The sequence below is a fragment of the Elizabethkingia bruuniana genome, assembly GCF_002024805.1.
Classification (GTDB): domain Bacteria; phylum Bacteroidota; class Bacteroidia; order Flavobacteriales; family Weeksellaceae; genus Elizabethkingia; species Elizabethkingia bruuniana.
Map to the genome: position 1 here is coordinate 876,973 of NZ_CP014337.1, position 25,981 is coordinate 902,953.

Sequence of the window (25,981 nt, forward strand, 5' to 3'; positions counted from 1 at the left end):
TTACCTCTCGTCTTGTTCGTCCATTTTCTTTATCAGAGCTTCACACAGGCTGTCGAGGAATTTGGTACGGTTTATTTTTCGGGCTTTCAATTCCATAAATGTATGATAGAAATCGCCCAAATCAATATTAAAGGCAGTTTCAAATGTTTTGGCAATCAATTTTATATCGGTATTTCCGTTGTTGAATACGCCTTGTGCGTAGAGTGCATAAATCAACTCGGTCAATGCCGTTTTACTTCCTGTCCAATGGAGTGAAGAACTATCAGATACCTTTTTATGATTGCTATTTAGCTGGTCTTCAAGATAAACTTGTATCAGGTCATTGGCAATTATTTTGGCGACCTTATAATCGTGAGAAGTGCAAAAACGGTGGTCTGCCTCAAAATAAAACGTATCCAACCACATCCTTATATCGTGTTTTCCACGAATAAAGAAATTTTCATCAAGAAAAGAATTGCCACTACGGTAATACTTGTAAAAGTCAATATTGTTGTCAAAGAATTTTTTGAGTTTTTTCAATTCTTTGTTAAGAAATTTCTTTATCCGCTTTGCACCATAAGGCTTTTTGCTTTCTATTTTATAGATAGCATTGTAATAAATCAGCTTTGAAACAATGACAGGTTTCTGATGTTTGAAAAAATGGATTTCCTCATCAGTATTTTTAAACCCTCGTTTTAAAACATACTCCTTTAATTTGGACAGGGTTTGGATAATAAGTTGAATTATGGCTTCAACTCGTTGTATCGAGCAATTATCTGCTTCAATCTCCAATTCGTTGATAGCCGTTTCCAGTTTATGTAGTGTTTCATTATAAAATTTATCCAGCATAATACCATTTAAAAATCAATTCTTTGATTAGTAGAAATATAAACATAAACTGCTTTGGGACTTAGCACAGTAAGGGCTTCCACCTGTGTTCTTAGCAAGGTCTGGATTTCATTAGCAGAACTGTTTATCATAGTGAGCACCTGAATATTATATTTCTCAATTATCTTCTTTAGCCCGTTCATTATATTTTTGGATAAGAGTATATCCAAACTTAGGTTGGTCTGATTAATCTTATTCAGCCAAGCATCTTTTTTAGCTACCGCCTCGTTAAACGATTTTTGGGAGTCTGCTATATGTATACAATGCACTAACCTGCCTTTTTTGTTGAAATCAACGGCGAGCTTTTTCAATAATTCACATTCTTCACTATGTAGTCGTACATCGAAAGCGATATTGTTTTCTATACTGAAAGTAGCTTTTTCCGGAACGATGATAATCGGCACATTGACTTTATAATTCTTCTCTGATATTTCCTGCCTAATTTGTGAATTGGATTTTATTCCGTTGGTGTCATATCCGATTATCAGGAAATCTATCGCGTTGTTCTGTAAATAGTTAATGATTGCGTCCGTGAAACTTTCCTTTGTCAGTCCGAAAGAAAGGTTTACTTCCGAAGTATTCTTATAGCTTTTTATCTGTTGATAGAACAGTTCTATTTCACGTTCTTTCAGCCCTTTTCTGAATTGATTGTTTTGTTCCGGTTCAGCCGTATCTTCCAACACGGTTAGTATATGAACATCTGCATTGAACTGTTCTGCAAATGCTATTGCATATAAGAAAGTATTGTCTGATGTTGAATAAAAATCAACAGGCAAAAGAATTTTTGGTTTTATTTCCATAACAAATGTTTTATTTATCTTCTACATTATATATCAGCATTGCCGTTTCAGAAAGACGTAGCAGCCTTTTACTATGGTTTATATTGAACAATCTTTTCATAAAGGGTAATTGTCTATGTATGATGCTTAGGATATTGATATAGTTATCTTCTACATACTTTGTCAAGCCGTCTTCTATATCCGTATCAATAACAATATCCACCTGAACATCAAGACCCTCAAAATTTGTAAGCCAATGTGCTTTCTTTTGTTGTGCAGCCATAGCTTTTTCTTCTGTATCGACTATGTGTACACATTTTAAAGGTGTCTCTGACGGGGAGAGTTTTGTGGCAATCCGCCTGATAATGACACATTCATTTTCAACGAGCATTACCGCAACGGCAAACGCCCCCGTAGAGGTAAAAACGGCTTTTGCAGGCACTGCCAATATCGGTATATCAAAACCACTGTCAATCAGCCTTACTGCGTGCGAGCCGAACAGTTTTTTGTCTATAGTGTTATTCCCCGACGTACCCATTACAATCAGGTCAATTGATTTTTCTACGATATGGCTCTCAATTACATCTTGGAAATAGCCATTTTCAAAATGGAACTCTACGGGAACGTGAAGCTTATTGTTGTTATGAGCCAACTGCTCCAATTTTTTTGCTTCTGTCTTAAATTCGTTCCACTCATCATTTTCCAGCGAATCGTTGAAAATCTGTGCCAAAGGGTGTACCCGATAGCGTTCCTCGTCCGTCTTCGGTTCAATAATAGGTGTAATATGCAGAATGTGCAATTCCGAGTTAAAATTATCTGCAAGCGATAGGGCATATAAAAATGCGTTCTTTGCTACTTCTGAAAAATCTGTCAGAAAAAGTATTTTTTTCATCTGTTTATTTTTATTGTTTTTAATGGTCAGATGGAATTTCGCATAAGAAAATATTCATTGTTTTGGGTATGGAAATGAATATTTTCTTATGCTTCATTTCATAATAATTTGTATTAAGATAAACGATAACCTTTGATTGAATTTCCCCGTATCGCTTTGCGGAACAGCACCACCCGTTTGTAGTGGAAACTTCCGTAAGAATGTGTAGCAATAAATATCAGTATAGGGACAATCAGCCAGGTTAATGTTCCCAATACGATTTTCCCGGAAGCCATTAACGCATTGAGGCTGATGTTTTGGTATATTGCCATTCCGTTCGGAATTTCCCCGGCATCGAGATACATCGAAATGTCGGTCAGACTTTGCCACTGTGACTGATAAGTTGCCCATCCGATAATTGCACTGCCTAATGAGGTAGCCAGAAAAGACCTTACCACAATTAATATAACCATTATTCCCATCATTTCATTCATTTGCAGGTTGAGGGTAGCGTAAAACCATAACCCAATGAACAGGATGCCCATTCCCAATCCTTTCAGTACCGTCGCATATTCGAGGTAGCGGATGTCCATCTGCGGTTGTATAATCAGGTAAAGACTTAATGTATGCAGAGCAAAACACACAAATCCAAAAGCGATATAATACTTGATGTACCATTTATTTTTAAAACCGAAAAATGCCAATATTCCCGCAATGACGATACCGGGTATCATCCAAAGATTGATATGTGCGTTAATCAGGTTATTATACCCTAATACACCAACTGTATATTGTGTATATACCGATGTGCTTGCCAGATATAGCCCGAGAAAGAACAATAATATGGTAGCGTGGATAACATTTTTCTTTTTAAATGCTCCGAAATCAATCATCTTTCGTTTGAGCGATTTCTGCCTGTATATCAATGCTACAAAAAGAACCACTCCGATAATCAATGAACCCGAAATGTAAGGCGAAATAAACCACCCCTGTTGTTTCATAAACACAAAAAAGTAATTAAGCGACATAAAGGAGGTTGCTATCAAAACAAGTGACAGCCAGTCTATCTGATACAGTGGCATTTTGAAACCAAATCGTTGGTTATGTTGAAAAATAAGCGATACTGCCGCAATTACAAGCATCGTAGCGGACATAAACATATAAGGTGTCTGCCAGCTACCATTGAACACCATTGTAGAAAAATAATAAGCCGAAAGCTGCCCAAATCCAATGGACAAGGGGTAGAATACAGCATAGAATTTTCCACGGTCTCCTGTCGGAGCAATGATGAACATAATGGGTAATACCATTTCTATCAGCGGAAACATCTTGAAAAAACCTATGAGAAAACTGCAACTTATCAGAACAACAGGACTATCTGTAGTACCGCACATATATGATAATATAGCAAGGATAATAGCTGACACTGAAATGATTTCTTTGGTACGGAAACGCATCTTGACACGCATCAGTATCATTATGGCGCAGCCCATACCAATTGTACCTGCGTTATTGGCAAGCGAGATATATTCCGTATAGGTAGCCATTGCTCCCGTAATATCCGTAATGACACTTGTATATACTCCGGAAACGGTCATCATCGAGAATAAGATCGTCAAAATCAGCAACAGCATCAAAGGTTTGGGAACCCAGCTTGCAAATGGACCTTTATTGTACATCTTCCTGTTATTTTAAGTTCACTTCTACATTCATTCCTGCACGAAGCAATTTCAAGTCTTCGGGTTTATTCTTATCTGTAAATTCAATACGTACCGGAATACGCTGTTGCACTTTCACAAAATTTCCTGTTGAGTTATCCACCGGAACAGCGGCATATCTCGCACCTGTTGCACCTGATACAGCGGTTATTTTTCCCTCAAATTCTTTACCGCCCAGTGCATCTACCTGTATTTTTGCCAAACCGCCTATCTGTACGTTGCCCATTTGTTTTTCACGGTAATTAGCCGTTACCCAAATGTTATTGATGTCCACGATAGTTCCAACCTGTTGGCTTGGGTTTAACAACTGCCCTACATTGACTGTTCTTCTTCCCATAATGCCATCGTGGGGAGCTGTGATAACGGTATAAGAAAGGTTCAGTTTTGCCATATCCAAAGCACTCTGCGTTCGTTTGATGTCAGCATCGTTCATTCCCAATCGCGATTGTACTTCGTTTACTGATAATTCGCTCGTAGTTTTAGAATTAATCACGGATTGATATTGCGAAATCTGGGCTTCCAACTGGGCTTTTTGTGCCTCGAAATCAGTCTTTATCTGGTCAAATTGCTGACGGGTTACTGCTTCGTCTGCCAAGAGGTTTTTGTAACGATTAAAATTCTGTTCCGCATTCCACAGTCTTGCTTTCGTAGCTTCTATATTCGCTTTTGCTGCCTGCACATTTGCTCCAACGGTATTTACATTGTTGGTCGCTGTTTTTACCGAACTGGATGTTGCGTTTTTAGAAGCCAAAGCCGACATATAAGTAGCTTCTGCCTGTCCTAATTGAGTTTGTATTTCACGGTCGTCCAATATCAATAATGTATCACCTTTTTTCACATATTGATGTTCCACAAAACGGATTTCAGTGATATAAGCCGAAACCCTTGTATTTATCGGGTTGATGAACGATTCTACCTGTGCGGCATTGGTGTATTTGTCGTTCCCGACATTGAAATAGGATTTTACCACAAAATAAAGTCCGCCCAAAACCAAAATGACTATCAAAATATTGATGATTTTGGTCTTTTTTTGTTTGGTTTTCTGCTTGTTTACCTTTTGCTTTTCCGCAGATTGTCCAGTCGGTTGCGGTGTGTTTTCCTGATTGTTGTTTTCTATATTTTCTGACATTGTTTTATCTTTAAGTTTATCAATTTATTATAAATTTCCGCTTTCTTTTAATAATTTGTAGTACGCATAAACGATGCTTATTTCCGAATTAGCAAACTGTAACTCTGCGTCTAATTTCTGATTACTTGCATCAATCAAATCCAATAAAATAGCCAACTGGTTGTTGTATTTACTGTTCATAATGCGATAATTTTCATCGGATAGTTCTTTGTTTGTTTCAAGTGTATTGTTCTGAGTAACGGCTTCATTGTATTTAATGTAAGCGGCATTTACAGCAACGTCAATCATCTGTTCAGCTTCGTTTGCCTGTGCAATGGCTTTGTCTTTTTCAAAACGCACCTGTTTGATTTTTTTAGGGGTTTTGTACAGTGCGTCAATATTAAAATTCAGTGAAAGTCCGGCACTCCATCCGTTAGTGTACATATCCAGAGCAGGCGTTGATGTAGTAATCGGACGTGCCAGCTGATTTCCTGCAAATGCAGATAACGAAGGCATCATTTCTGCACGGGTTATCTTTTCGGAGGTTTCATAAATATCAACTGCCTTTTTTGTCATCAATATGGTTGGATGATTTTGTGCGAATGCTCTGTAATCTTCCATCAATAAAGCTTTAGGAACATTGCTAAGTATGGTTTCGTCGGGCACAATCTGTGTATTTTCGGACAATCCCAAAGCGGTGGTAAGCTGTTTATTGAGAATTTGACGGTTATTTTCTACGACCTGTAAAGCAAGTTTAAGATTAGACAATTGCAGTTCGCCGCGGATAACATCATTTCTCGTAACCATTCCCTGATTATAAAACTTATTGATGTTTTGCAAGCGTTGTTCCGCCAATTGGATATTCTGCTGATATACTGATTTTTGGTTCAGTAGTTGATACAAATCCAGATAGTAGCCCAACACCAAAAGTTTGATGCTTTGTTCGTTCGACTGATAATTCAGCTCTGTTAATTCTTCTTTCAAAGATTGGGCTTTGATACCATTTTTTACCATTCCGCCTTTCCATATCAACTGACTGGCATCTATCGAAAAAGTATTGCCGAAATGTGGCATATCTACTCTTGTGGAATTGGAAAAATCCTTATCAATAATGTGGGCATCCCCAAGATAATATCCTTGCAAAGCCGCATTCAAAGTAGGGAGTTGTGCGTTTTTAGCAACTTCTACATCTTGCTTTGCTATGGCAATATCTGTTTTGGAAACTTTCAGATTCGGATGATTTTCTTTGGTCAGCTCAAATAACTCTTTAATGGTTATCGTTCTTTCTTGACCTTGCTGGGCATAGATTGTTTGCGAAAAAACAAAAAGCCCTAACAATAGCATAGTGATTTTTTTCATTTTGAACTTGTCATTAATTACTTAAATATTACTTGGCAAAGTTCTGAATGAAAGGGTCTTCATAAAAGGTTAGTAATTCACAAAAAGAGGTTCAAACGGTATGTTGCTAATGCTTTCCGAAACATACCAATAAAAAAGGCAACCCACAAAAGACTGCCCTTGCATACCATTTAAGGATAAATGTGCAACTATTTTCTATTTATCCTCGGATTGGATATTTTTATAGTATTCTTCTTTTAGATGTTCAATTTTCTCCTTTAGTTCTTTGTTGATTCTTTCAGGAAATGTTTTCAGTTTTTTCAGTTGAAACGCTAATACAATACTTACAATACCTGCAAATATGAAAGACAAAGCTGTCATTACCACTAAAGAGATTCCGGCAAAGATTGGATTGACAATCAATAAAAATGAAAGGATGATACCGAGTACGCTTACAATTGCCAGATTTCCCCAACGCAACACGCCATAGTTTTTCAGCTCAAAAGCGAAACCAAGCCCCTGAAATGACCGGAACAATAAGCTGAACCCAATAAAAAATGGCAATGTGGTAGCTGCAACGACTGGTTTGGTTATCAATATGACACCTATCAGCAGTGTGAATATTCCGCTTGCCAAATACCAGCCCCAACCGTCTAACTCGTCCTTGTTTTGTACGGAAAAGAAAATTTCCATAATGCCGCTTGCCAAAAACGATATACTGAAAAGCATAACCAATGAAAGATAAGCAGATTCAGGGACTGTAAACAGATAACCGCCCAATACAATAAATAATGCCCCGATGATAGCAGGTACATACCAGTGCTTTATGGTGTTTCGGATTGTTTTAAAAAATATTGCCATAGACTGTCTTTTTAAGATGTAAATTTTAATACTGATGCAAAGTTCGGGTTTGCAGGACTTTCAGTAAAGGTTTATAATGCCTAAAAAGAGGTTCAAACAGTATCTGCACAGATTAAATACTACTATTAAAGGAAAGGGTGTGTTCGATGCTAAATGGCATCGACTAATTTATTCGTTTTCTTGAAATTAGAGGGGCTAAGTCCTGTGTGCTTCTTAAAGAATTTGCCAAATGCGTATTGGTCAGAAAAATCAAGCTCGTTGGATATTTCTTTAATAGAGTTGTCGGAATTGAGCAGCAGGATTTTTGCATTGTTCAGCAATGCTTCGGTAATAAATTTGGACGGTGGCTGATTGGTTATTTCCCTGACGGTATTGGAAAGGTATTTGGAAGAAATCAACAATTTGTCGGCATAGAATTTAAGCTCTTTTTCTTTCATGAAATTTATGCTTACCAATTGCAGGAACTTCATCGTGATGCTTTCTTTTCTTGAATTTTTAAGAATGTTTATGTCCTTTCCTTTTCCCTGTAAAAAGTCTCCCACCAAAATATACACCAGCGATGTGAATAAAGACAGCTTTATCTGCTGGCTAAACGTGATTTCTTTTTCTTCCTGATTATAATAAAAAAGCTGTTCACATAAGTTGAGTATATGAGCAAAAGCATTATCTGAAACTTTCTCAATATTATTGTTACTGCTGCGAAGTGCTTGCTGCATTTCATATTTATTGAAAGCAAAAGAAGTTTGATTGTTTAGCTCATCCCTGTCTATTAAAATAAAATATGCTTTCACATCATCTGTAAAGGCATTTACCTTATATACATTATTGGGTATTATCATACCCAAATTTCCTTTTTTGTAGTGATGTATCAACTCATTGGATTTGATGCTGATGCTTCCCTTTTCAATGATAACAATAGTAGTCTTTTGGGGGCTAAAAGAGTCCCCTAATTTCACTTTCCGTAATAATGCACGTTCTGTAAATACACTTATCATCCAATGGTTGTTGTTAAGTTAATCAGATATTGAGCGTTACCGTAAAAATATAAAAAATAAATTTTAAAGGTTTAAGGTAAAATCGAATAATCGCTGAGTATAAATACAAAAGTAAAAAAAGTATACAAATTTAGCCCCGAAAGGCTTTAATTTAGTATTCACAAAACTATATTCTATGATGATGGCTTATTCATCAAACAACGTATCCCGAATGGTCTTGTTTGATTAATAAACTATCCCTCCTGCACCAAATGCTGTAAGTTCGGGTCGTTCTTGATACGCTCCATTTCATTTTCAACGATATGCAGAATGTGCGATTTTATCTGACGGTAATTGCTTTCAATTTTCTGTTTCATTTTGTCTTCTCCGTGTTCATCAACAAAGGATAGGATTTCCGGTATCTTCTGATATACTTTAGTTTCTGCGGCAACTTTTTCATTGTCCACTACAATTTCAGCGTGGAAAATCTTTTGGTCGATACGTTCATCAAAGTTGTCCGAAACTGAACCCACAAACATACCCTGTGTAAGTGTTGAAATTTTCGATGCCGGAATAAGGCTGTCTAACTGTGTGGAAATAGAGGTAGATTTATCATTCCTGTTAATCGTCATACTTTGGCGTTTCTGCAATACTTTTCCGAAGCGTTCCGAAAGACTTTTTGCCGTTTCTCCTACAACCTGCCCGCTGAAAATATTACCTACCGTATTTTGGATAACCTTACTTTCCTTGTCGCCGTAATCTCTTGTTAATTGCGAAAAATCCTGAAAACCCAAACAAACCGCTACCTTATTACTTCTCGCAGTTGCGATAAGATTATCCAGTCCTCTAAAATAAATGGTTGGCAACTCATCTATAATAACAGAACTCTTTAATTGCCCCTTTTTGTTGATGAGCTTCACAATCCTTGAATTGTACAAACCCAATGCTGCGGAGTAGATATTTTGACGGTCGGGATTGTTACCTACACATAATATCTTTGGCTCTTTCGGATTGTTGATGTCAAGCGAAAAATCATCGCCTGTCATTACCCAATACAACTGCGGGCTAATCATTCTTGACAATGGAATTTTAGCCGATGCGATTTGCCCCTGTAATTGGTCTTGTGCTCCGGATTGCCACGCATCCATAAAAGGCGACAAATAATTTTCCAAATCGGGATATGAGGTTAAAATAGTAAATACTTCCGAATACTTTTTATTAAGCAATTCAATGGCGTGTGGGAATGTACAATACTTGCCATTCTCGTAAATTTTCAGATACCAAATAATAGCAGCCAAAAGAATGATTGGGCTTTCCACGAAAAAATCCCCTTGTTTCTGTATCCAGCTTCGATTGAGGTTCAGCATTATGGTATAAGCCGCTTCGTAAGCATCGGATATGTCCGTCATAAAATCGGGATTGAGTGGATTGCACCTATGGCTCTTGCGTGGATCATCAAAGTTGATGACGTAGAATTTTGGCTGAACTTTGTACTTATCCCGATGCTTCAATAAATGATTGTAGGCAATGGTGGAAAGGTCATCAAACTTAAAATCATAGATGTACATACTAAAGCCTTTCTCAATTTGCTGCTTGATGTAATTGTTTACGATGGCATACGATTTCCCCGAACCCGGAGTACCCAACACGATTGATGCCCTGAAAGGATTTACAATATTTATCCAACCGTTGTTCCATTTGCCTTTGTAGTAAAATTTGGTAGGCAGGTTAATGGAATATTCGTTTTCCATCAGCTTAGTTTCCTGCTGAAAGCTCTCGTTTTCATTATTGAAAACATCGTCCATCAGATTAGTACGGAGTAATCGGCTCATCCATACACCTGCCATCAACAAAGCAATATAACCTAACGAGATAGTAAGGATATACAGAAATGTTCCTATTACCGGAGTAAGTTTTAATAATGGTGTGTTCAGAAAGAACAGCACAAAACCAACGCCCAAAGCCACGTATATTTTAGACCAGGTTATCTTCTCATTTTTTACGCCTTTCGTTCCCAAACAACTCAAAGCAAGCAAAACCAAAGCGAACGCCTTGGTATAAAGGGTATGTGAAAACAAGCCCGCCGTCCGGTCGAAATTGCCTAATATCTTGTTGATTATTTCCAACGTCCAGCCACGTTCTAAAAAGAAACCATAGCAAAACCAATAAAGGTGCATCAGCACCAAAAGAATACTCACTGCCCGCATAAAAGCCATTATTTTGGCTAAACCTCTTAAATCGTCTTCTCCCTGCATTCTTTTTTAGTTTTAATGTTCGGGCGTGAATTTAAAGGCTCTACACAGCGGCTATAAGAATGTGGCAGTCAATGGCGGTGCGTGGCAGTGTTTGGCGAAGTGATAAGAGTTGTAGCTTCTATGATCCTTTTGTATCGTAACATTTATGAAGCATCCAAATAAAAAATACTTTTAGTTGCTCTTCTGTTTTCTGTCCGTCAGCAACATTTTTTGTCCTGCTGAATTGGTGGACAAGGAACACTTCCGTAACTACAATAAACACAACAGTCTCCTTGTTTTGGTTTAAGAACTTGTTTGCATTTTTCACATTCGTAGAAATATTGGCAAGCGTCTGTCGGCATTGTTTCTTCTTTCTTGTGTCCGCAGTTGGGGCAAGTAATTGTTGATTGCAATATGATTTCCATTTGGTTTTATTTTTTGTCGGTTACAGAATATCCTGTTGAGTTAATTGCTTTTTCGACCTCAGAAATATTCGTTTTTGAGTTGTCAAATTCCACGATTGCGTTTCCTTTTTCGTATGAGGCGTTTGAACTTATTATTCCTGTCAATTTATTTACTTCGTGATTTACGTGTTCGCCACAACTTGCACAAGTCATTCCGCTAATCGTAAATTCTACTTTTTGAATATTGGATTTGTCCACCGCTATAATTTGCTTTTCTGTCTTTGGGTAGAAAATGCTTGAGTAGTATGGAAAGGCAAGCATTACGATTGCAAATGCTGTTACAATTCCTAAAAACATTTTTGACTGAATGAATTTTGGTTTTTCTTCTGTCTCACAATTGCAATCTATCTGCTTTTTGGGTTTCAACTTTTGATACCAAGCAAAACCAAGAACCAAAATTGTCAACCCGATAAAATAGGGTCGAAAAGGTTCAAGCCAAGAAAAAGTGGAAGCAAGACCGCTTGTTCCTGCAATAAGAGCCAATACTGGTGTGATGCAACAAAGAGAAGCTGCAATTGTAGTCAAAAGTCCTGCACCAATTAATTTTTTGTCAGTTTTCATATTGTTTCTAATATTTTGTTTTCGTCAAGTATTTTGAAAAATGGTTTCAGCATTTTTTCATACTCTTTAGTCAGTGAGTGAAAAATAGTTTGAGCTTCTCGTTCGGTTTCAATAAGTTTTCTGTCTTTGAGTTTCCGCAAGTGTTGTGAAACCGCTGAAATTGTCATACCAAGAATATCACTTATATCACAAACACAAAGTCGTTTTTCTTCATAAAGTAGAAAGAGTATTTTCAGTCTTACATTGTTTCCCGCTAATTCAAGTCCGTTCGATAAATAGTCAAAAGAACCGTTGAGTTCTGAAACTCGGTCTTTACAGCGGTTTATTTGTTTAATGTCTGCTTGTTGTCGTATGCAAGAATTATTGTCCATAGCACAAAGATAGTCAATTTGTTTATTTAAGCAATTACTTAAATACAACTCAAATTCTTTCAGAATTATAAAGTGACAGCTCAATAAATCTTTTTAAAAACAGATTTTTAATTCCAAAATCTGACCTCTTACAGTCTTCTTTTTTTTTTCTTCTTCATTTTGTTAGCAAAATCCTGTTCCTCGTAATCATCGCCCTGTGCTTCGGGTAACAAACCGCCAAATGCCTCAATCAAACCGTCTTCGTGTTTTTCAGTAGTATTCAGGAAGTCGAACAAATGATGAGGTTCTTCCGCAGGAAGATCTGCATCATTTGATGTGGATGTTTTTGGTGGTTGTACGGCAGGTTCTTTAATCTCCAGTTTGATATTATTGTTCCAATAATCATTAAAGGTATTGGCAGAAAGTTCCTTGTCTAAGCGTGAACCGTTCCAAACCGTTTTAGAATTGTGGTCTATAAAAGTTATTCCGTAAATACGTCCTGTATCATTTCTACGCACCACTACATTAATGCCCTGTTCGCCTAACTGCTTTTTAAAACCCTGCTCATCATTTGTTGATTGCAGGGCAATGGTAACAGCAGCTTTAATGGTAGGTTTTGTCGGGTGGTCTTTTAAATCCTCTTTGCATTTTGCAAAATGCAGTTCCAAAGCCGGAAGCCCTGCATTTTTACCAAACAACGAAGCCTTGAACGGATGCCCGGCTCTTTCGCCTTTTTCATTTAAAGGAATGTACAATAAACCCTGCCGTAGCTGTCCCTGCAATTCGCCCTCCACTTTTTCGGTGGTAACATTAAACAGGGAAAGCAAGGCATTGTATTCGCCCAAAGTCTGAAATTTATAATAATTCGGCAGGTGACGGACAACCGCAGCAATCTGACTTTTCACATCGCCTGCTTTGTAATCTACCGGACGGAAAACCTTGTCATTCTGATTGTGCTCTTTATCAGTTGCGGGTATCAATCCGTGTTTTCTTTCTAGTTCACGGCAAATATTCATAGACCTCATTTTTTCGAATTTGTCCGAAATCTTTTTGCCCTCTTCGTCCACGCAAACCGATACGATATGAATATGGCTACGGTCAATATCGGTATGTTTAAATACGGCAAAAGGCTGTTCGCCGTAGCCCATTTCCCGCATATATTCTTCTGCCATTTCCCGAAATTTATCATCACTTACCTTGTCATTCGGGTCGGGATTGAGTGAAATATGCAGGGTATGTTTCTCTGTATTGCGGTTGGCAATCAGGTAAGGGGCAAAAGACTGGGCTAATTGTGCAACGGAATAATGACCGCTTGCGGTTTCAATTATCTTGTTGGCGAACAAAATTTGCCCGTTTTCATTCTCTACTTTAAGCTGATTGTATGCCAACGCCCCGTATAAATTTGCGCTTCTCCCGATTTTTGCTATCATTTCTACCGCTATTTTTTCAGGTGTTTGGCTTCAAATTCCTCGCTTATCTGAATGATTTTTTGACAAAGCATCGCCATTTCTGCCGTCTGTTTTTCCAGTTTATACAGGAATGCTGCTGCCTTTTTCTCGGAAAAATTCTTGTACAGCAGCTTTACAATCTGGTTATAGTTTACACCTACGGAACGAAACTGGCTGTGAAACGAAGTCAATCGCATATAAAAATCAACCGTTCCTTTATCAATTTTAACCGATTTCATTTCCTTACTGAACAGCAGGGAAATGATAAACTTTGCTTTATTGGGCATTCCCGATGCTTCATAAAGCGATAAGAGTTTGGCGTTTTCTTCATCTGTAAGACGGAAAACGTGGCGGTGGATGCTTGGGTCGGTCTTAGCTTTCCGTCCACCCTTATTCTGTTTATTGTTACTGTTCTCGTTCATCACAAATCCATTTTAAATCCATACAAAACCCTGACTTCGGAAGGTGTTTTCTGCCCCCTGCAAAGGGCAAGTTGTTTTGAGGCACTAACTCGGTTTCGAGTGCCTCAAAACACAACTTGCCGTGTTCTGTTGAACACAAAAATCCGCCCTACGGGACGGATTAAATGTAACAGGGAAAAACGGCTCGATGCCGTTCTCGTTACCCTCCGATTTGTCAAAAGAATTTTGCATAAATCCATTAATAAAAATCACTGTACAAAGTAAAGCCCTGTTTACGAAAGCATTGTACTGTATAGCTGTGCCAAACACTGCCTTTGAACGCCAAACACTGCCACACCGCAATCAGCGGGCAAATCAATCGCTTTATTTGCCGTATAATTTTAGTGCAGGTAGTAAAAAATGTATCTAAACAAAGAAGAAAATCAGGTTTGCAAACAGACAGTTTGGAATAAAAGCATAGGGTTTTAAAAGCATAAAACAATAAAAGTGTAAAAGCATAAAAGCGGTAAAGCAATTTACCTGTTGCAAGTTTTGCCACTTGCCAAAGAATGTGCCTTACAAGGCAAAAATGAAAGCAGATACCTGTGCAGGAAAGTACCCAAAAGGGAATGCAGGAATATAGGAATGAGGTAATAATCAGATAAACCAATATTCAATCCTGCAAAACAAATAAAGTGTGTAACAATAAATTTTTAAATAATGGAAACAACAAAGAAAACTTTAAAAATCAGCTTCTCCACCCAAAAAGGCGGTGTGGGAAAATCTACAATGACCACTTTGCTGGCAAGTGTGCTTCACTACCGTTTAGGTTTTAATGTGATGGTGATGGACTGCGACTTTCCGCAACACAGCCTGACCAATATGCGTGAACGGGATAAGAGAACCATAATGCAGAACGACTACCATAAAAAGGCGGCAATGAAGCAGTTTCAAGCCATCAACAAAAAAGCATACCCGATTATTAAATGCAAAGCTGAAACAGCTTTGGAGAAAGCATCGGAATACAGAAGCCAGTCGGCGGTTGTACCGGATGTTATTTTCTTCGACCTGCCAGGAACAGCCAATACCAAAGGTGTACTGACGACCTTAAAAAAAATGGACTTCATCTTTTCGCCCATTACTGCCGACCGTTTGGTAGTGGAAAGTACATTGGGCTTTACCAAAGCCTTTCTCGGACTTCCCCAAACGGATGAGGGCAATCCCGAACAAGAGATGTGGCTGTTTTGGAACCAGGTGGACGGCAGGGAAAAAACAGGTTTGTATGATGCGTATCAAAGTGTCATCAAAGAACTCAACCTGCCCATAATGGAAACAAGGATAATGGACAGCAAGCGTTTCCGAAAGGAAACAGACGATACAGGCAGTTATGTATTCCGGTCAAGTTTGCTACCTGCCGAACCACAGCTAATGAAAGCAACCAAAATGGATTTGCTTGTCGAGGAATTTTTAAAAATCACTCATCTATAAAAATATTAAAGTATGGCTTCAGATAACAAAAACAACGATTTTGAAAAGCCCAATGTTGATGAGGAATACCTTATGAACGTCATAAGCGGCGATGAGCCTGTTGCTCCACCGAGCAATAATAAACTGCAGGATATACCAAAGGAAACAAAGCCCAGGGAAAAAGCCCGTAACAGTTCATCAAAGAAAGCGGACTACGAGGAAACATTTTTGGTCAATCGGTTTCCATCGGGGCGTAACGGCAAGGTAGTTTACATACGCCCTGAATACCACGAAAGATTGCTCCGCATCGTGCAACTGACAAGAGAGGAAAGAACAACGCTCTACTCTTACATTGACAACATTCTTGAACATCATTTCAGAGAGTACGGGGACGATATTACCGATTATTTCAATGAACATTTTAAACCCATTTTATAATGAAGAAAGATAAAAAGAACAGGAATACTGTTGCAGCCGGCAGCAACTCCGATACAGTTAGCAATACAGCTAAAACAACCTATGAAAATGCATTTATGCAAATGAATAAAATGCAGAAAAGAGGCAATAAAAGCATATACCTAAGTCCTGAACATCACGAGCGTTTAACCCGCATAGTCCAGATTATAGGCGATGATAAAATACCCTTGTTTGCCTATCTCAATAATATTCTTGAACATCATTTTAAAGTATTTGAAGATATGATTACAAAAGAGTTCAAGGAAAAGTACAAAGGCTTGTTTTAAAAAACCTACGTTATGGAAACAGTAATTGTGATATGCCTGCTCATAGTCATTGCCCTGCTGGTGCAGGACAAGATTGTCATTAAGAAAAGGTCGGAGCATAAGCCAATGCAGAAGAAAGTCAATCCGAACCTGCCCGATATTATGGGGCAGCCAAAACCCGTAGAACGCCTTTCAATGCCAAACGCTGCCAATGAACGCCAAATTGAGGAACCGGAGATAAACCCCGCTAATTTAGACATTGAATACGACGAAAATGAAAACGTCGGCATTCAAATCCGCAAGGAAGAGCTGGACGAAGTTTTCAGTAATATGCCTGATTTGGAGGAAGAGGAAGAAGAATGGAACAGGTACGGAATATCCGGTGGCGATGACGGTTTTGCCCAAGGGGTTACCTTTGAAGAACTAAGCTCCGTGGGGGTGTTGCTCCAAAAAGAAGAATTGGAACCAGCCCAAAAGGAAACAGCGATAGCGATAGTTCAAAAAATACAGGGAACCGAATTATTCAGCCTATTGGAAAATTCTATGGAAGATGCTTCCCGAAGAATAGCCGAGCTTTTGGATAGCACCCTTTCATCTGAAACGGAAGACAGTTCTTCAACTTTGCGGAAAAGTGATTTGAGTGATTTTGACATTGGGGAGTTTTTATAGACTTCCCAATGTTATTTTTAAGCACAAATAAATCACACTAAACTATGTTCTAACTTCTCTTTCCATTTCTTCCAGTCTGGCATCATTACCTCCTGTAAATCATAGAAAGCCTTTGTATGGTTGTGATGCACTAAATGGCACAATTCATGAACAACTACATACTCAATACTACCTTTAGGAGCTTTGATTAACTCTGGATTTAGAATAACCTTACCATTTGGCGTACAACTTCCCCAACGTTTTTCCATAGAGCGGATATGTAATTCTGGTTTATTGATTTTGTATTTCTTAAACATGGGATACACTTTACTCAATACCTCGTCAAAATGAACGAATGCCTTCTCTCGATACCACTTATCGAGAATATCTTTAACGTTATTTTCCTCTTTAGAAAGTACCGTAATATGCCCTCTGAAAAGCTTCACCTCATTTCTATTACCTATTTCTACACGTAGCTTATATTGTCTTCCCAAATACAGATGTGTTTCTCCATTGACATATATTCGTTCTGGTGTGTATGGATGGTAGGATAAAAATTCACGTTGTTGTTTGATGATCCATGGAGCTTTTTTTTTGATATGCTGTGTAATTTTTTCCACCGCTGTATCATACGGTGCTATTATTTTTACAATACAATCTGGATAGACTTTAATAGTCAAATTTTTTCTATCCTGAAATTCGAGTCTATATTCAATTGTAGCAGAACCAAATTGTATCTTATGGATATTTTCCACCATCATACAAACTTGATTTTAGCTACTTTTAATGCCTCTTCTACGGTCTGATCAATATCATCGAAAGACAAGTCAATGTCGTATTTGCTTTTCAAATCGAAGATGTAATCATCAATAGCGATGCGAATTTTACCTTCTATATCAGGTTTGTTCTGCCAATCTACCATCAATTGATCATTTTGATATACTACTGAACGGATTACTTGATCTATACCAAGAGCAAGCTCTGTAGCAACTTCGATTTTATCAGAAAGCACATCTTTAAAAATATCAGTTATAAGATTATAAATAGCAATACCTGTATCATTTCCTAGCAAAGCATTTGGAATATTCCCTCGTTCTCCTTTTAAAAATGCCTCCTCATACTCTTTAGCTTTTTTTAGGAATTCAGCTTCGTCAATTCTTTGCTGATGATATTCTTCAATCGCTTCACGAATGAGTTTAGACAGCTTTTTATAAAAGATGGGATCCTCATTCATTTTGATATTGATGGCTCGAATAGTTCTGCTGGCGATATGATCCGCTTTAGCAGATTTACTGCTTAATTTCTCAACTTCAGCTTCTCGTTGTTCTTTGTCAAAAATATCGACTAAATCCGTTATCCTAAGCACTTCGCCCTCTGTCGTGATATGCTTGTCAATTAATTTTTGTACCTGTGGCTCATATTCCTTGTAGTCAATATCATCAGAAAATCTCCTTTTGACAGAAACACGCAATGCCAAAAAGAATTTCAAATCAGACTTATACTTGTCAATTTGTTTTTCAGGGGTGTTGTTAGCAAAATCAATACTGGATAATGCCAGTTTTAGTAAACGTGCAAAAGCAGATACTTTCTCATAAAACTGATGCCGGATAGCTTCATCGCTAAGCAATTCTTCATAAGCCGGTTCATCATATTTGTTTTTAATAGTTTTGAAAATATCCCAAACCTCGGAATGTGCCTGAGGTAATTTTTTGATTTCTTCTACTATATTTGTCCAGCTTCCGGCTAAATCTTCTGCATCAAACATATTCTCACCGGAATATGTCTGAATGGCGTTGTCCAAGTTCTCCAAATTACCAAAATAGTCTATTATATAACCATAATCCTTTCCAGGATACACACGATTTACACGAGCAATAGCTTGTAACAAAGTATGTTCTTTTAATTGACGGGTCAAATACAACGCAATATTTCTTGGAGCATCAAAACCCGTCAGTAGTTTGTCCACCACTATGATAATTTCAGGAAAGTCTTGTTTTTTAAACGCACCGATTACAGACTTTTCATATTTATCCTGTGTGCCGTATTTATCCATTCGGACATTCCAGAATTTTTTCACTTTATCGTCCGATACATCAAAGGCGTCTTCTTCGCCTTCCCGAGTGTCGGGAGCAGACATGATTATTTCAGAGCTTACTTTGCCAATTTCGTCCAAATACTCTTTGTATTTAATTGCTGTGGCTTTATTGGGTGTTACCAGCTGCCCTTTAAAACCAGTGCCTTGAAAATTATCCACATAATGTTCAGTGATATCCCAGGCTCTGGCGTAAATAACCTGATCGGCTTTATTAAGGATATTTTTCGAACTGTATTTTCTCTTCAAAGCCGCTTTTCCGTAGGGTGTAAGTGGTTCCGAAACCTTGTCAAAATAATTATCCAACGGTTTTTCATTAACCTCAATAAGGTTATGCCTGCCTTCATATAACAAAGGGACAACGGCTCCGTCTTCTACGGCATCCGTAATCGAATACACATCGATAATGCCTCCAAACTTACTCGCTGTGCTTTTTTCTTTTTTCAACAATGGCGTCCCAGTAAATGCGATAAAACAGGCATTTGGAAATACTTTCTGCATTTTGACATTGAAAGAACCGTATTGTGAACGGTGTCCTTCGTCTATCAAAATGTAAATTTCTGAGCTATCAAATGATTGAGGGCTTGCATTAACAGCAGCTTCAAATTTATGAATTAGGGTGGTGATGACTGCATCGCCGGATTCTGTAATCAATTTTAAAAGGCTGGTATCCTTCTTTAATTTTTCCTGTTCGTTATCATCCAGTATTTCCCCTCTGAGTTTTTTAGCTATTTCCTTTGATGCTCCTTTATCAGCATTAACTACTGGCACATGACATTTTTTGAACGTTTCTGTTATCTGGTCATCCAGATCAATACGATCTGTTACCAAAAGTATCTTAGGATTTTTAATATTCGGATGTGAAGCAATTAATTGAGCTAGCATCACCATAGTCAAAGATTTTCCGCTTCCTTGTGTATGCCAAATCACACCACCTTCGTGATTACCTTTGGTATCGATTTTTAGGATTCTAGTCAACGTGTTTTTAATCGCAAAATACTGCTGGTATCGGGCTACTTTTTTGATACCGTCATCATACAAAGTGAAATCATATATAATTTCCAATAATCGTTTGGGATGGCAAAAACTAAAGAGTAGTTTATCCTGCGTAGTAATAACCTGTTCCTCTTGTTCTAAATTTTCAAAATATTGCCAGACCTTTCTAAATCGTTCTTTAAATAATACTGTACGCTCATTTTCTGGTAAAGCTTTGTGCTTTAAAATGTTGATTTTATTTTCCCAAAAACGTTCTTCTTCTTTAGTACGGAACATTTCTTTCCAAACTCCCCAAAATTCTTTGCTGGTAGCGGTTGTACCATATTTTGCTTCATTAGAGGCCAAAGCAAATGTAAGATTGGAGTACAAATACAAGCTTCGAATTCCGTCTTCTTGCTGGTTTCTTAAATGCTGTTCAATGGCTTTTTCTACAGGCTCTTTTATTTTAGGCGACTTACATTCAATAATGACCATCGGAATACCATTAATAAATAGTACAATATCTGGTCGGTAATGATCGGCTCTATCTGAACGTAGTACACTATATTCTTCAGTTATGTGATAGATGTTGTTTTCCGACTTTTCCCAGTCAATATAACGAAAAGAGAAACTTTTTTTATCACCTAAAACCGTTTGGTCAAAACTTTTCCCTAATGTGATGAGTTCGTAATAGGCCTTATTCGCTGCTATAAAACCATCTTGTACTGGTAAATCCCTGATTGCAAGTATTGCATTGTTGATGTTAGATTCGGAAAAAGCAAATTCCTTTTGCTTATAATCAATTTTATTAATCTTCTGTACTTGGCTTTTTAGAATATCTTCTAATAGCACATTCGAGCTTCTTCCTCCACGGGCTGCTAAAGCCTCCTCTGGCGATAGGTATTTCCAGCCCATATTCATCAGCAATTTTAACGCCGGAATTTGGGAAATATGGTCTTCTATGAATGAGGGTGTGTCCATGATACTTATATCTTCTTTGTAGAATTTATAATTAGTTCACTTGGATAGCCAAGCATTTTCATAATTAATTCTTGTGATTTGTTTTTAAAGGCAGGTATTAAATTGCCTATAAGACTAAGCCCCAACGCTCCAAAAATTGTAAAAGCGTAGTTGTATGTTTCAATAAATTGAATTGTTTCAGGACTGTACTTTGGAAGCTTAAGCAATAGATAAATTAACCCAGCAAATAAAACTGCTTGAATTATCCATGATAAGTATTTTATGCGTCTAATAAATTTGGTATTAAAGCTCCTAAACAAGTTTAATTCACTATTATCAGGTAATTCCTTTAGTAACAGTATTGAGTCATAAGCTTTTATAGAACACAAAATTTGAAAATCGCTACGACTTTCAAATAATTTAATATTCTCAGTCAACTTTTTATAGGTGAAGTTTACGAACTCGTTTGTAATTAGTGATTGATTGCTTATTTGAAGAAACACGAATACAATCTCTGGCAAATTACTTGTGCTATAATAATTTTCGTTTAAAATGTTTTCAAAAGTGATTGTTATTGCATTTCTGTTTCTGATAGAAACTATATAGTTTACCCAATCCTTGTTTATACTAAATATTGAAACACCCACAATAAACGAGAACATAAGAAAATCATCATTGACAAAAGGAGCTGGAGAGTCTTTACTCGGTTTACTTTTACATTTTTTTTCAAAATATTTTTCAAAATCTACTTTCTTGTTTTTCTGAATAGCATTTACAATTTCAAAATAATACTCCTCAGACTCATTCAAATCTTGACTTTCAGGTACAATAATAGTCTTACCTAACAACAAATTATTAAATGCTGTAAGTTTATGGCTTTCAGTGACTCTTGATAGATAACCTGTTTTTTCTTCTAAAGGAACCATTTCTTTCTTTTTAATCCATAGTTTAAGCTATCCGCATCCCAGCCAGGAACACTTCTCATTTTGCCGAGCAAGCGTGAAATAAGGTTGGAATACTTCATTGTTGCGGGTTCTTCTCCTGGTAAAAAACTACGCCAAGACAGGTAAGTGAATGAGAATATTTGCTGTGTGATATAACTCAAATCATGAAATATCAAATCATTCAATCCATTATTGTCATAATTGCCTTGTGGGGTGCGTATTTTAATTTGAATGGGCTTGCTCATCCCTTGCCTAGATGTTTTCAATTCATTCGGTCCCAACATTTGAACAATACAAGTTTCTGAATCCAAAAAAACATTACTTGCTCGGCTGGGGATAAACGCACCGATAACATTGCTGTTACCATACTTCTGTACACCCTGCTGAGTGGTGTCAAAAATCATATTTGGGTGCGATTGGCTAATTGTAACAAAAGCAAATTTTATCTTATACTGATTAATTTCTTTGACCAGTTGACTGATTACATCGAACTCTGTGTTTTTGATAGGTTTGAATATGTGAAAAATTAGACGTACAGTATCACCTTCTGCCCAACCATATTCTGATGATAGCCTTTCGATGGAATTTTTTAGGCTTTTAAGCAACTCCGAAAAGTAATTTTCAAAAGCTACATCTTTTACTTTATCTGATAATAGATACTGACCATCTCCCGAAAGAAAGGTTGTGATACCAACCACTCTGTTTTGTTCGGATCCTGCGTATTGATTTTTCCTGAGCCAACTATGCCCAATACCAATTACTATTTCTCTATCGACCGAACGCTGCGAAGGCAAAACCCAAGGAATACCGCCAAGCTTTGCATAAATTTGCAATGCAAGTGAATTTAAAATGTATTCATTATGGCTTTTTACTACCTCTGCAGTAACATATTGAACCGGAATTTCAAGAGCAAGTAATTTTGCTTTTATAGCATAATATGGATTATTTCGGTCATCATATCTTTTAAATGCTGCTGGGATTTCAATAATAGCTAAATCTGGTTTACTTTCATCATCACTTCTAATTGCATTTAGATATTCATTTATAGTATAATCCTGAATTTCCTTAATGTTAAATACTATATCTTGCAAATCGTATTTCTTTTGCAGTCCTTTTTGGAAATATCTGGATTGCGGAATACCATCTTTAAGACTATAAAGGAACTTTGTGAAATTGCCACGGGTATTCTTGTTACAGATAGAAAGGATGTTTGGTGATTTGATATCAAATGTATTGCTGTCATAAGGGCCATAATTAGACAGACCTGCATCTGGGTTATAATTATTGGTCTTTGTAACAGCATGGTCAAAAATAAACGTAGGATTTTTTAGTTCCATCGTATTTGAAACAGAGATCGGTTTGCTATCTACCGTAAAACAAAAACTTTCTTTATTCTGGAATAAAACCAGTTTTCCGTTTTCACTAAATAAGTGTTCTGCTATTTTACTAATTTCGGTATAGAGATTTTTGGGATTGTAGATATCAGATCGTTTACCCTCAATGATGTTCAATATTTCATCACTTTTATCTGGTGATGTGGCAAAACTCAGGTACTTCCCGATGTTGAATTTTGTTTTTCGAATTAGCAATTCACTTAATTCAAATTCTTTCAAACCTTCATTGGTTTCAACTTTTGCTTTGTTTCCTATTACTTCTTTTAGAACTCCAACAAATTCTTCATTGGGAGCGAGAATATTCGTTAATCCAGGCAAGGTTTCTGCATGCAATACATCAAGACCAATCAATTCAAATCCTTCTGAATGTAACTCAGCACAACTAATGTCAAAAATCCAGTTACGTTTGATATTGACCAAGAAACCGAAACGTTTTTTTCCATTGATCTCGGTCAAACGCAATTGCACTTCAATGAGCTTTTTATAACCTATCCTGTCTTTTAAACTATCTGGCAAGGCATTTTTAATGATATCGTCTTTACCCGAAAAGAAACGGAAAGGATAAAAATCTACGGGAGTGTATCTTGGGAAACGGTCTTTGAAAGTTCTGAAAAAGATATGCTTTATCAATGAGGCTGTGATCTGATGATCACTATATGTACTTCGTTCTGTTAATATACCAATTGGAGTGCTGTCATCACTGTCCTTGTTGGAAATGTATATAGAATCACCGTTTCTAAAAAAAGAATGCGTAGCATTGTACAAACCTCTTAATTCAGTAAGACGTTCATCGCTATATAATTCAGTATTGATTTGATATTTTTCAAACTCAATATTTATTGGAAAGTAATTAAGCTGCATATTCTTTTTAAAGTTTTATTGGTTAAGGGTTGATGTGCCTGATCTATTTCAATCAATTGATAAACTATAATTCTAATTCTTTCTCAAGCTTTCTGGTAAAAACTTATCGATTTCTGCATCTGAAAATGTAAACTCCTCATTTTGTTGAAGTGCTTTGGAAGCAATTTGATAAGCCTTATTAATTGTTTTAGGAGCACCTCGATATGTATTGATAAGTTCTTCGTTCAATTCGTCTCTGGTCTGCTGAAGATGTTCTATTGCTTTATTTCCAATCCTAATATCGACAAGTAATGAAAGTAGCTTTTCTCTTATTTCTAGAATATTTAAAGCTGCCTGTTTATGTTTTTCTGCTATCGCCAATAAATTGAAATCTTTGGAATAAAGTGTTATTCCAAGTAATATTGTTGAGCAAAGTGCAGCGATAAATTGAAATGCTTCCCCTTCACCGAGCACTACAACTAAAATACTGGTAGTAGTTGCTGCCGATAAGAAAATTTCAGCAAATTTTAAGCAATCACTTCTTTCCTTAAGAACATCGGCACATTTTTCATGGGTTTTGTGTGTATAAACAACTCTTCCATAAATTTCTCGAATTTGAGACTCTAATAAGTTTTTTTGCTCACTCATATCTATATTTTTAAACTATTCAGAAATAGGTACATCAATTAAATCTCTGGCAACTACTATATTATCTTTAATGATATAACATTCTACAAAATGACTACCTTTAAAACTTGTAGTTTCAGTCTTCTCACTAGAGTTTAAATCAATTATTTGTCCTCTAATGCAGTTTCTCTTGACTGCTTGTTCTCCGCGGTTAGTAACTTTCCATTTGATTACATAAGGAGCAGGCACATCTATTCTCTCAATATAAAACCTTAAAGATTTATTCGGCATCAATCTAATTTTCTTTAACAGAAATTCACGTAATAAACCATCTCTATAACCATTTTGCTTCACTTCACAATCTATTTTTAAATCGTATCTAATATCAATAGGGTATTTTGATTCAATAAATTCCTCGGTGTTTCTATAGCTGGAATTAAGTGATGCGGCTTCTTTTTCTTCGTTTACATATTTCGGGAAATCATTTCCAAAAATATCCCTCCATTTATTATGTTTCGTTTTATCAGAAGCAGCATCAATCGCTTCTTCAGCTAGATCATACGCCTTCTTTGCCTTCCTCTTAAAAGACTTTTTAACTTTCACTCGCTGCTTGCTTCCTAAAGCACCATATTCATTTTGATCCTTGGGCTGGTCATATAAATGTTTGAAAAAATCTCTACACATTTCATCATAATATGCAAAACTCTTTTCGTCATAACAAGTAGTTGATTTTAAAAAATTATAAGCAAGCGTGTCTATCAAAAGCCCACCCATACAAACCCCATGCTTATTTTTCCATGATCTGGCCATCTTACAGAGTCTTCTAAGGTTTCGATTTTTATTGGCTACAAACTCGACCATGGCATCCATTTCCTTTCTTGGCTTTGTAATTTTCCAAGTGCCATCAGCATAAGTATCTGGATATTTGTAGTCTTGATCGTCTAATTCAAAAACTGGCTGTACATCGATATGGGAATCTGTAAAATTTACCGTAACTACACATCTATCCACCTTAATATCAGAAGAAGAGTAGGTATTTGAAATTGCAGTTTTAGTATCTTGTAATAATTTACTTTGTCCTCCGGACTTGTTATAATCTGCCCATTTTGATGCAGGCATAATATATAGCATGTCTAAATCTGAAATCCCATTAATTCCCGTATACCTTCCATAAGAACCAACTTGCAAGCTATTTGCAGTTTTAGAATCTGTGTTGCGAAATTCTGTGTTCAAAGATTTTGTAATACGCCCATAGCGATAAGAAATTGTATCAGCCTTATCATCGCTTATTTTGATATTTGAGAGGAACTCCTTAAAGGTTTCAGATGTATTCATGCG

Annotated in this window: 24 protein-coding genes; 4 read left to right on the forward strand and 20 right to left on the reverse strand. The window is 36.8% G+C overall.

Going from position 1 to position 25,981, the window contains the following annotated elements; translation table 11 throughout:
* The 14 genes from AYC65_RS04200 to mobA all read right to left on the reverse strand — a co-directional run bounded on the left by AYC65_RS04200 (position 1) and on the right by mobA (position 13,995).
* A complete protein-coding gene (locus tag AYC65_RS04200; protein ID WP_059333837.1) occupies positions 1 to 825 on the reverse strand; it encodes an RteC domain-containing protein in 825 nt (274 codons plus the stop codon).
* An 11-nt stretch (positions 826 to 836) separates the two neighbouring features.
* Positions 837 to 1,667: a universal stress protein gene (locus AYC65_RS04205; RefSeq protein WP_002978197.1), complete on the reverse strand. Its 831-nt coding sequence runs from the start codon at positions 1,665 to 1,667 to the stop codon at positions 837 to 839.
* A gap of 10 nt (positions 1,668 to 1,677) precedes the next feature.
* Positions 1,678 to 2,538: a universal stress protein gene (locus AYC65_RS04210; RefSeq protein WP_059333808.1), complete on the reverse strand. Its 861-nt coding sequence runs from the start codon at positions 2,536 to 2,538 to the stop codon at positions 1,678 to 1,680.
* 113 nt (positions 2,539 to 2,651) lie between these two features.
* Positions 2,652 to 4,196 carry an MFS transporter gene (locus AYC65_RS04215; protein ID WP_059333809.1) on the reverse strand — a complete coding sequence of 515 codons (1,545 nt, stop codon included), beginning with the start codon at positions 4,194 to 4,196 and terminating at the stop codon, positions 2,652 to 2,654.
* A 7-nt stretch (positions 4,197 to 4,203) separates the two neighbouring features.
* The gene (locus AYC65_RS04220; RefSeq protein ID WP_002978203.1) at positions 4,204 to 5,364 is read right to left on the reverse strand and encodes an HlyD family secretion protein; all 1,161 of its coding nucleotides are present in this window, start codon (positions 5,362 to 5,364) and stop codon (positions 4,204 to 4,206) included.
* A 27-nt stretch (positions 5,365 to 5,391) separates the two neighbouring features.
* On the reverse strand, positions 5,392 to 6,702 hold the full coding sequence (locus tag AYC65_RS04225; RefSeq protein ID WP_002978205.1) for a TolC family protein: 1,311 nt from the start codon (positions 6,700 to 6,702) through the stop codon (positions 5,392 to 5,394).
* 195 nt (positions 6,703 to 6,897) lie between these two features.
* Positions 6,898 to 7,542, reverse strand: a complete 645-nt coding sequence (locus tag AYC65_RS04230; protein WP_002978206.1) for an HdeD family acid-resistance protein — start codon at positions 7,540 to 7,542, stop codon at positions 6,898 to 6,900.
* Between the two features lie 149 nt (positions 7,543 to 7,691).
* Complete coding sequence (locus AYC65_RS04235) at positions 7,692 to 8,537, reverse strand: helix-turn-helix domain-containing protein (RefSeq protein WP_059333810.1); 846 nt, start codon at positions 8,535 to 8,537, stop codon at positions 7,692 to 7,694.
* Positions 8,538 to 8,770: 233 nt separating this feature from the next.
* The gene (gene mobC / locus AYC65_RS04240) at positions 8,771 to 10,771 is read right to left on the reverse strand and encodes a conjugal transfer protein MobC (RefSeq protein ID WP_059333811.1); all 2,001 of its coding nucleotides are present in this window, start codon (positions 10,769 to 10,771) and stop codon (positions 8,771 to 8,773) included.
* 197 nt (positions 10,772 to 10,968) lie between these two features.
* On the reverse strand, positions 10,969 to 11,175 hold the full coding sequence (locus AYC65_RS21035) for a GDCCVxC domain-containing (seleno)protein (protein WP_002996045.1): 207 nt from the start codon (positions 11,173 to 11,175) through the stop codon (positions 10,969 to 10,971).
* A 6-nt stretch (positions 11,176 to 11,181) separates the two neighbouring features.
* Positions 11,182 to 11,775 (reverse strand): mercuric transport protein MerTP, encoded by a 594-nt coding sequence (gene merTP, locus AYC65_RS04250; protein ID WP_002978464.1) that lies wholly within the window; start codon positions 11,773 to 11,775, stop codon positions 11,182 to 11,184.
* Entirely contained in the window at positions 11,772 to 12,146 is a 375-nt protein-coding gene (locus tag AYC65_RS04255) for an ArsR/SmtB family transcription factor (protein WP_002978466.1), read from the reverse strand. Before AYC65_RS04255 ends, merTP begins: the two co-directional genes overlap by 4 nt.
* Before the next feature lie 128 nt (positions 12,147 to 12,274).
* On the reverse strand, positions 12,275 to 13,555 hold the full coding sequence (mobB, locus tag AYC65_RS04260) for a conjugal transfer protein MobB (protein ID WP_059333812.1): 1,281 nt from the start codon (positions 13,553 to 13,555) through the stop codon (positions 12,275 to 12,277).
* Between the two features lie 8 nt (positions 13,556 to 13,563).
* Positions 13,564 to 13,995 carry a conjugal transfer protein MobA gene (mobA, locus tag AYC65_RS04265; protein ID WP_059333813.1) on the reverse strand — a complete coding sequence of 144 codons (432 nt, stop codon included), beginning with the start codon at positions 13,993 to 13,995 and terminating at the stop codon, positions 13,564 to 13,566.
* A gap of 699 nt (positions 13,996 to 14,694) precedes the next feature.
* On the opposite strand from mobA, the gene AYC65_RS04270 reads away from it, so the two are divergent.
* From AYC65_RS04270 to AYC65_RS04285, 4 genes are read left to right on the forward strand one after another with little or no spacing between them, the layout of a single operon-like run.
* Positions 14,695 to 15,462 (forward strand): ParA family protein, encoded by a 768-nt coding sequence (locus tag AYC65_RS04270; RefSeq protein ID WP_059333814.1) that lies wholly within the window; start codon positions 14,695 to 14,697, stop codon positions 15,460 to 15,462.
* Positions 15,463 to 15,474: 12 nt separating this feature from the next.
* Positions 15,475 to 15,879: a DUF3408 domain-containing protein gene (locus AYC65_RS04275; RefSeq protein WP_059333815.1), complete on the forward strand. Its 405-nt coding sequence runs from the start codon at positions 15,475 to 15,477 to the stop codon at positions 15,877 to 15,879.
* Positions 15,879 to 16,184 carry a DUF3408 domain-containing protein gene (locus AYC65_RS04280; protein ID WP_055133800.1) on the forward strand — a complete coding sequence of 102 codons (306 nt, stop codon included), beginning with the start codon at positions 15,879 to 15,881 and terminating at the stop codon, positions 16,182 to 16,184. The genes AYC65_RS04275 and AYC65_RS04280 overlap by 1 nt, the downstream gene beginning before the upstream one ends.
* 12 nt (positions 16,185 to 16,196) lie before the next feature.
* Entirely contained in the window at positions 16,197 to 16,832 is a 636-nt protein-coding gene (locus tag AYC65_RS04285; protein WP_059333816.1) for a hypothetical protein, read from the forward strand.
* A gap of 32 nt (positions 16,833 to 16,864) precedes the next feature.
* Here the strand turns inward: AYC65_RS04285 and AYC65_RS04290 are convergent, their stop codons facing one another.
* The 6 genes from AYC65_RS04290 to AYC65_RS04315 all read right to left on the reverse strand — a co-directional run bounded on the left by AYC65_RS04290 (position 16,865) and on the right by AYC65_RS04315 (position 25,978).
* Entirely contained in the window at positions 16,865 to 17,572 is a 708-nt protein-coding gene (locus tag AYC65_RS04290) for a M48 family metallopeptidase (RefSeq protein WP_235524276.1), read from the reverse strand.
* Complete coding sequence (locus AYC65_RS04295; RefSeq protein WP_055133797.1) at positions 17,569 to 20,859, reverse strand: type I restriction endonuclease subunit R; 3,291 nt, start codon at positions 20,857 to 20,859, stop codon at positions 17,569 to 17,571. Before AYC65_RS04295 ends, AYC65_RS04290 begins: the two co-directional genes overlap by 4 nt.
* 5 nt (positions 20,860 to 20,864) lie before the next feature.
* Positions 20,865 to 21,764 carry a hypothetical protein gene (locus AYC65_RS04300; RefSeq protein WP_055133796.1) on the reverse strand — a complete coding sequence of 300 codons (900 nt, stop codon included), beginning with the start codon at positions 21,762 to 21,764 and terminating at the stop codon, positions 20,865 to 20,867.
* Complete coding sequence (locus tag AYC65_RS04305) at positions 21,752 to 24,037, reverse strand: Piwi domain-containing protein (RefSeq protein WP_059333817.1); 2,286 nt, start codon at positions 24,035 to 24,037, stop codon at positions 21,752 to 21,754. Before AYC65_RS04305 ends, AYC65_RS04300 begins: the two co-directional genes overlap by 13 nt.
* 72 nt (positions 24,038 to 24,109) lie before the next feature.
* Positions 24,110 to 24,664, reverse strand: a complete 555-nt coding sequence (locus AYC65_RS04310) for an SLATT domain-containing protein (RefSeq protein WP_059333818.1) — start codon at positions 24,662 to 24,664, stop codon at positions 24,110 to 24,112.
* Positions 24,665 to 24,679: 15 nt separating this feature from the next.
* Entirely contained in the window at positions 24,680 to 25,978 is a 1,299-nt protein-coding gene (locus AYC65_RS04315; protein ID WP_055133793.1) for an SMODS domain-containing nucleotidyltransferase, read from the reverse strand.
* Positions 25,979 to 25,981 lie beyond the last annotated feature (3 nt).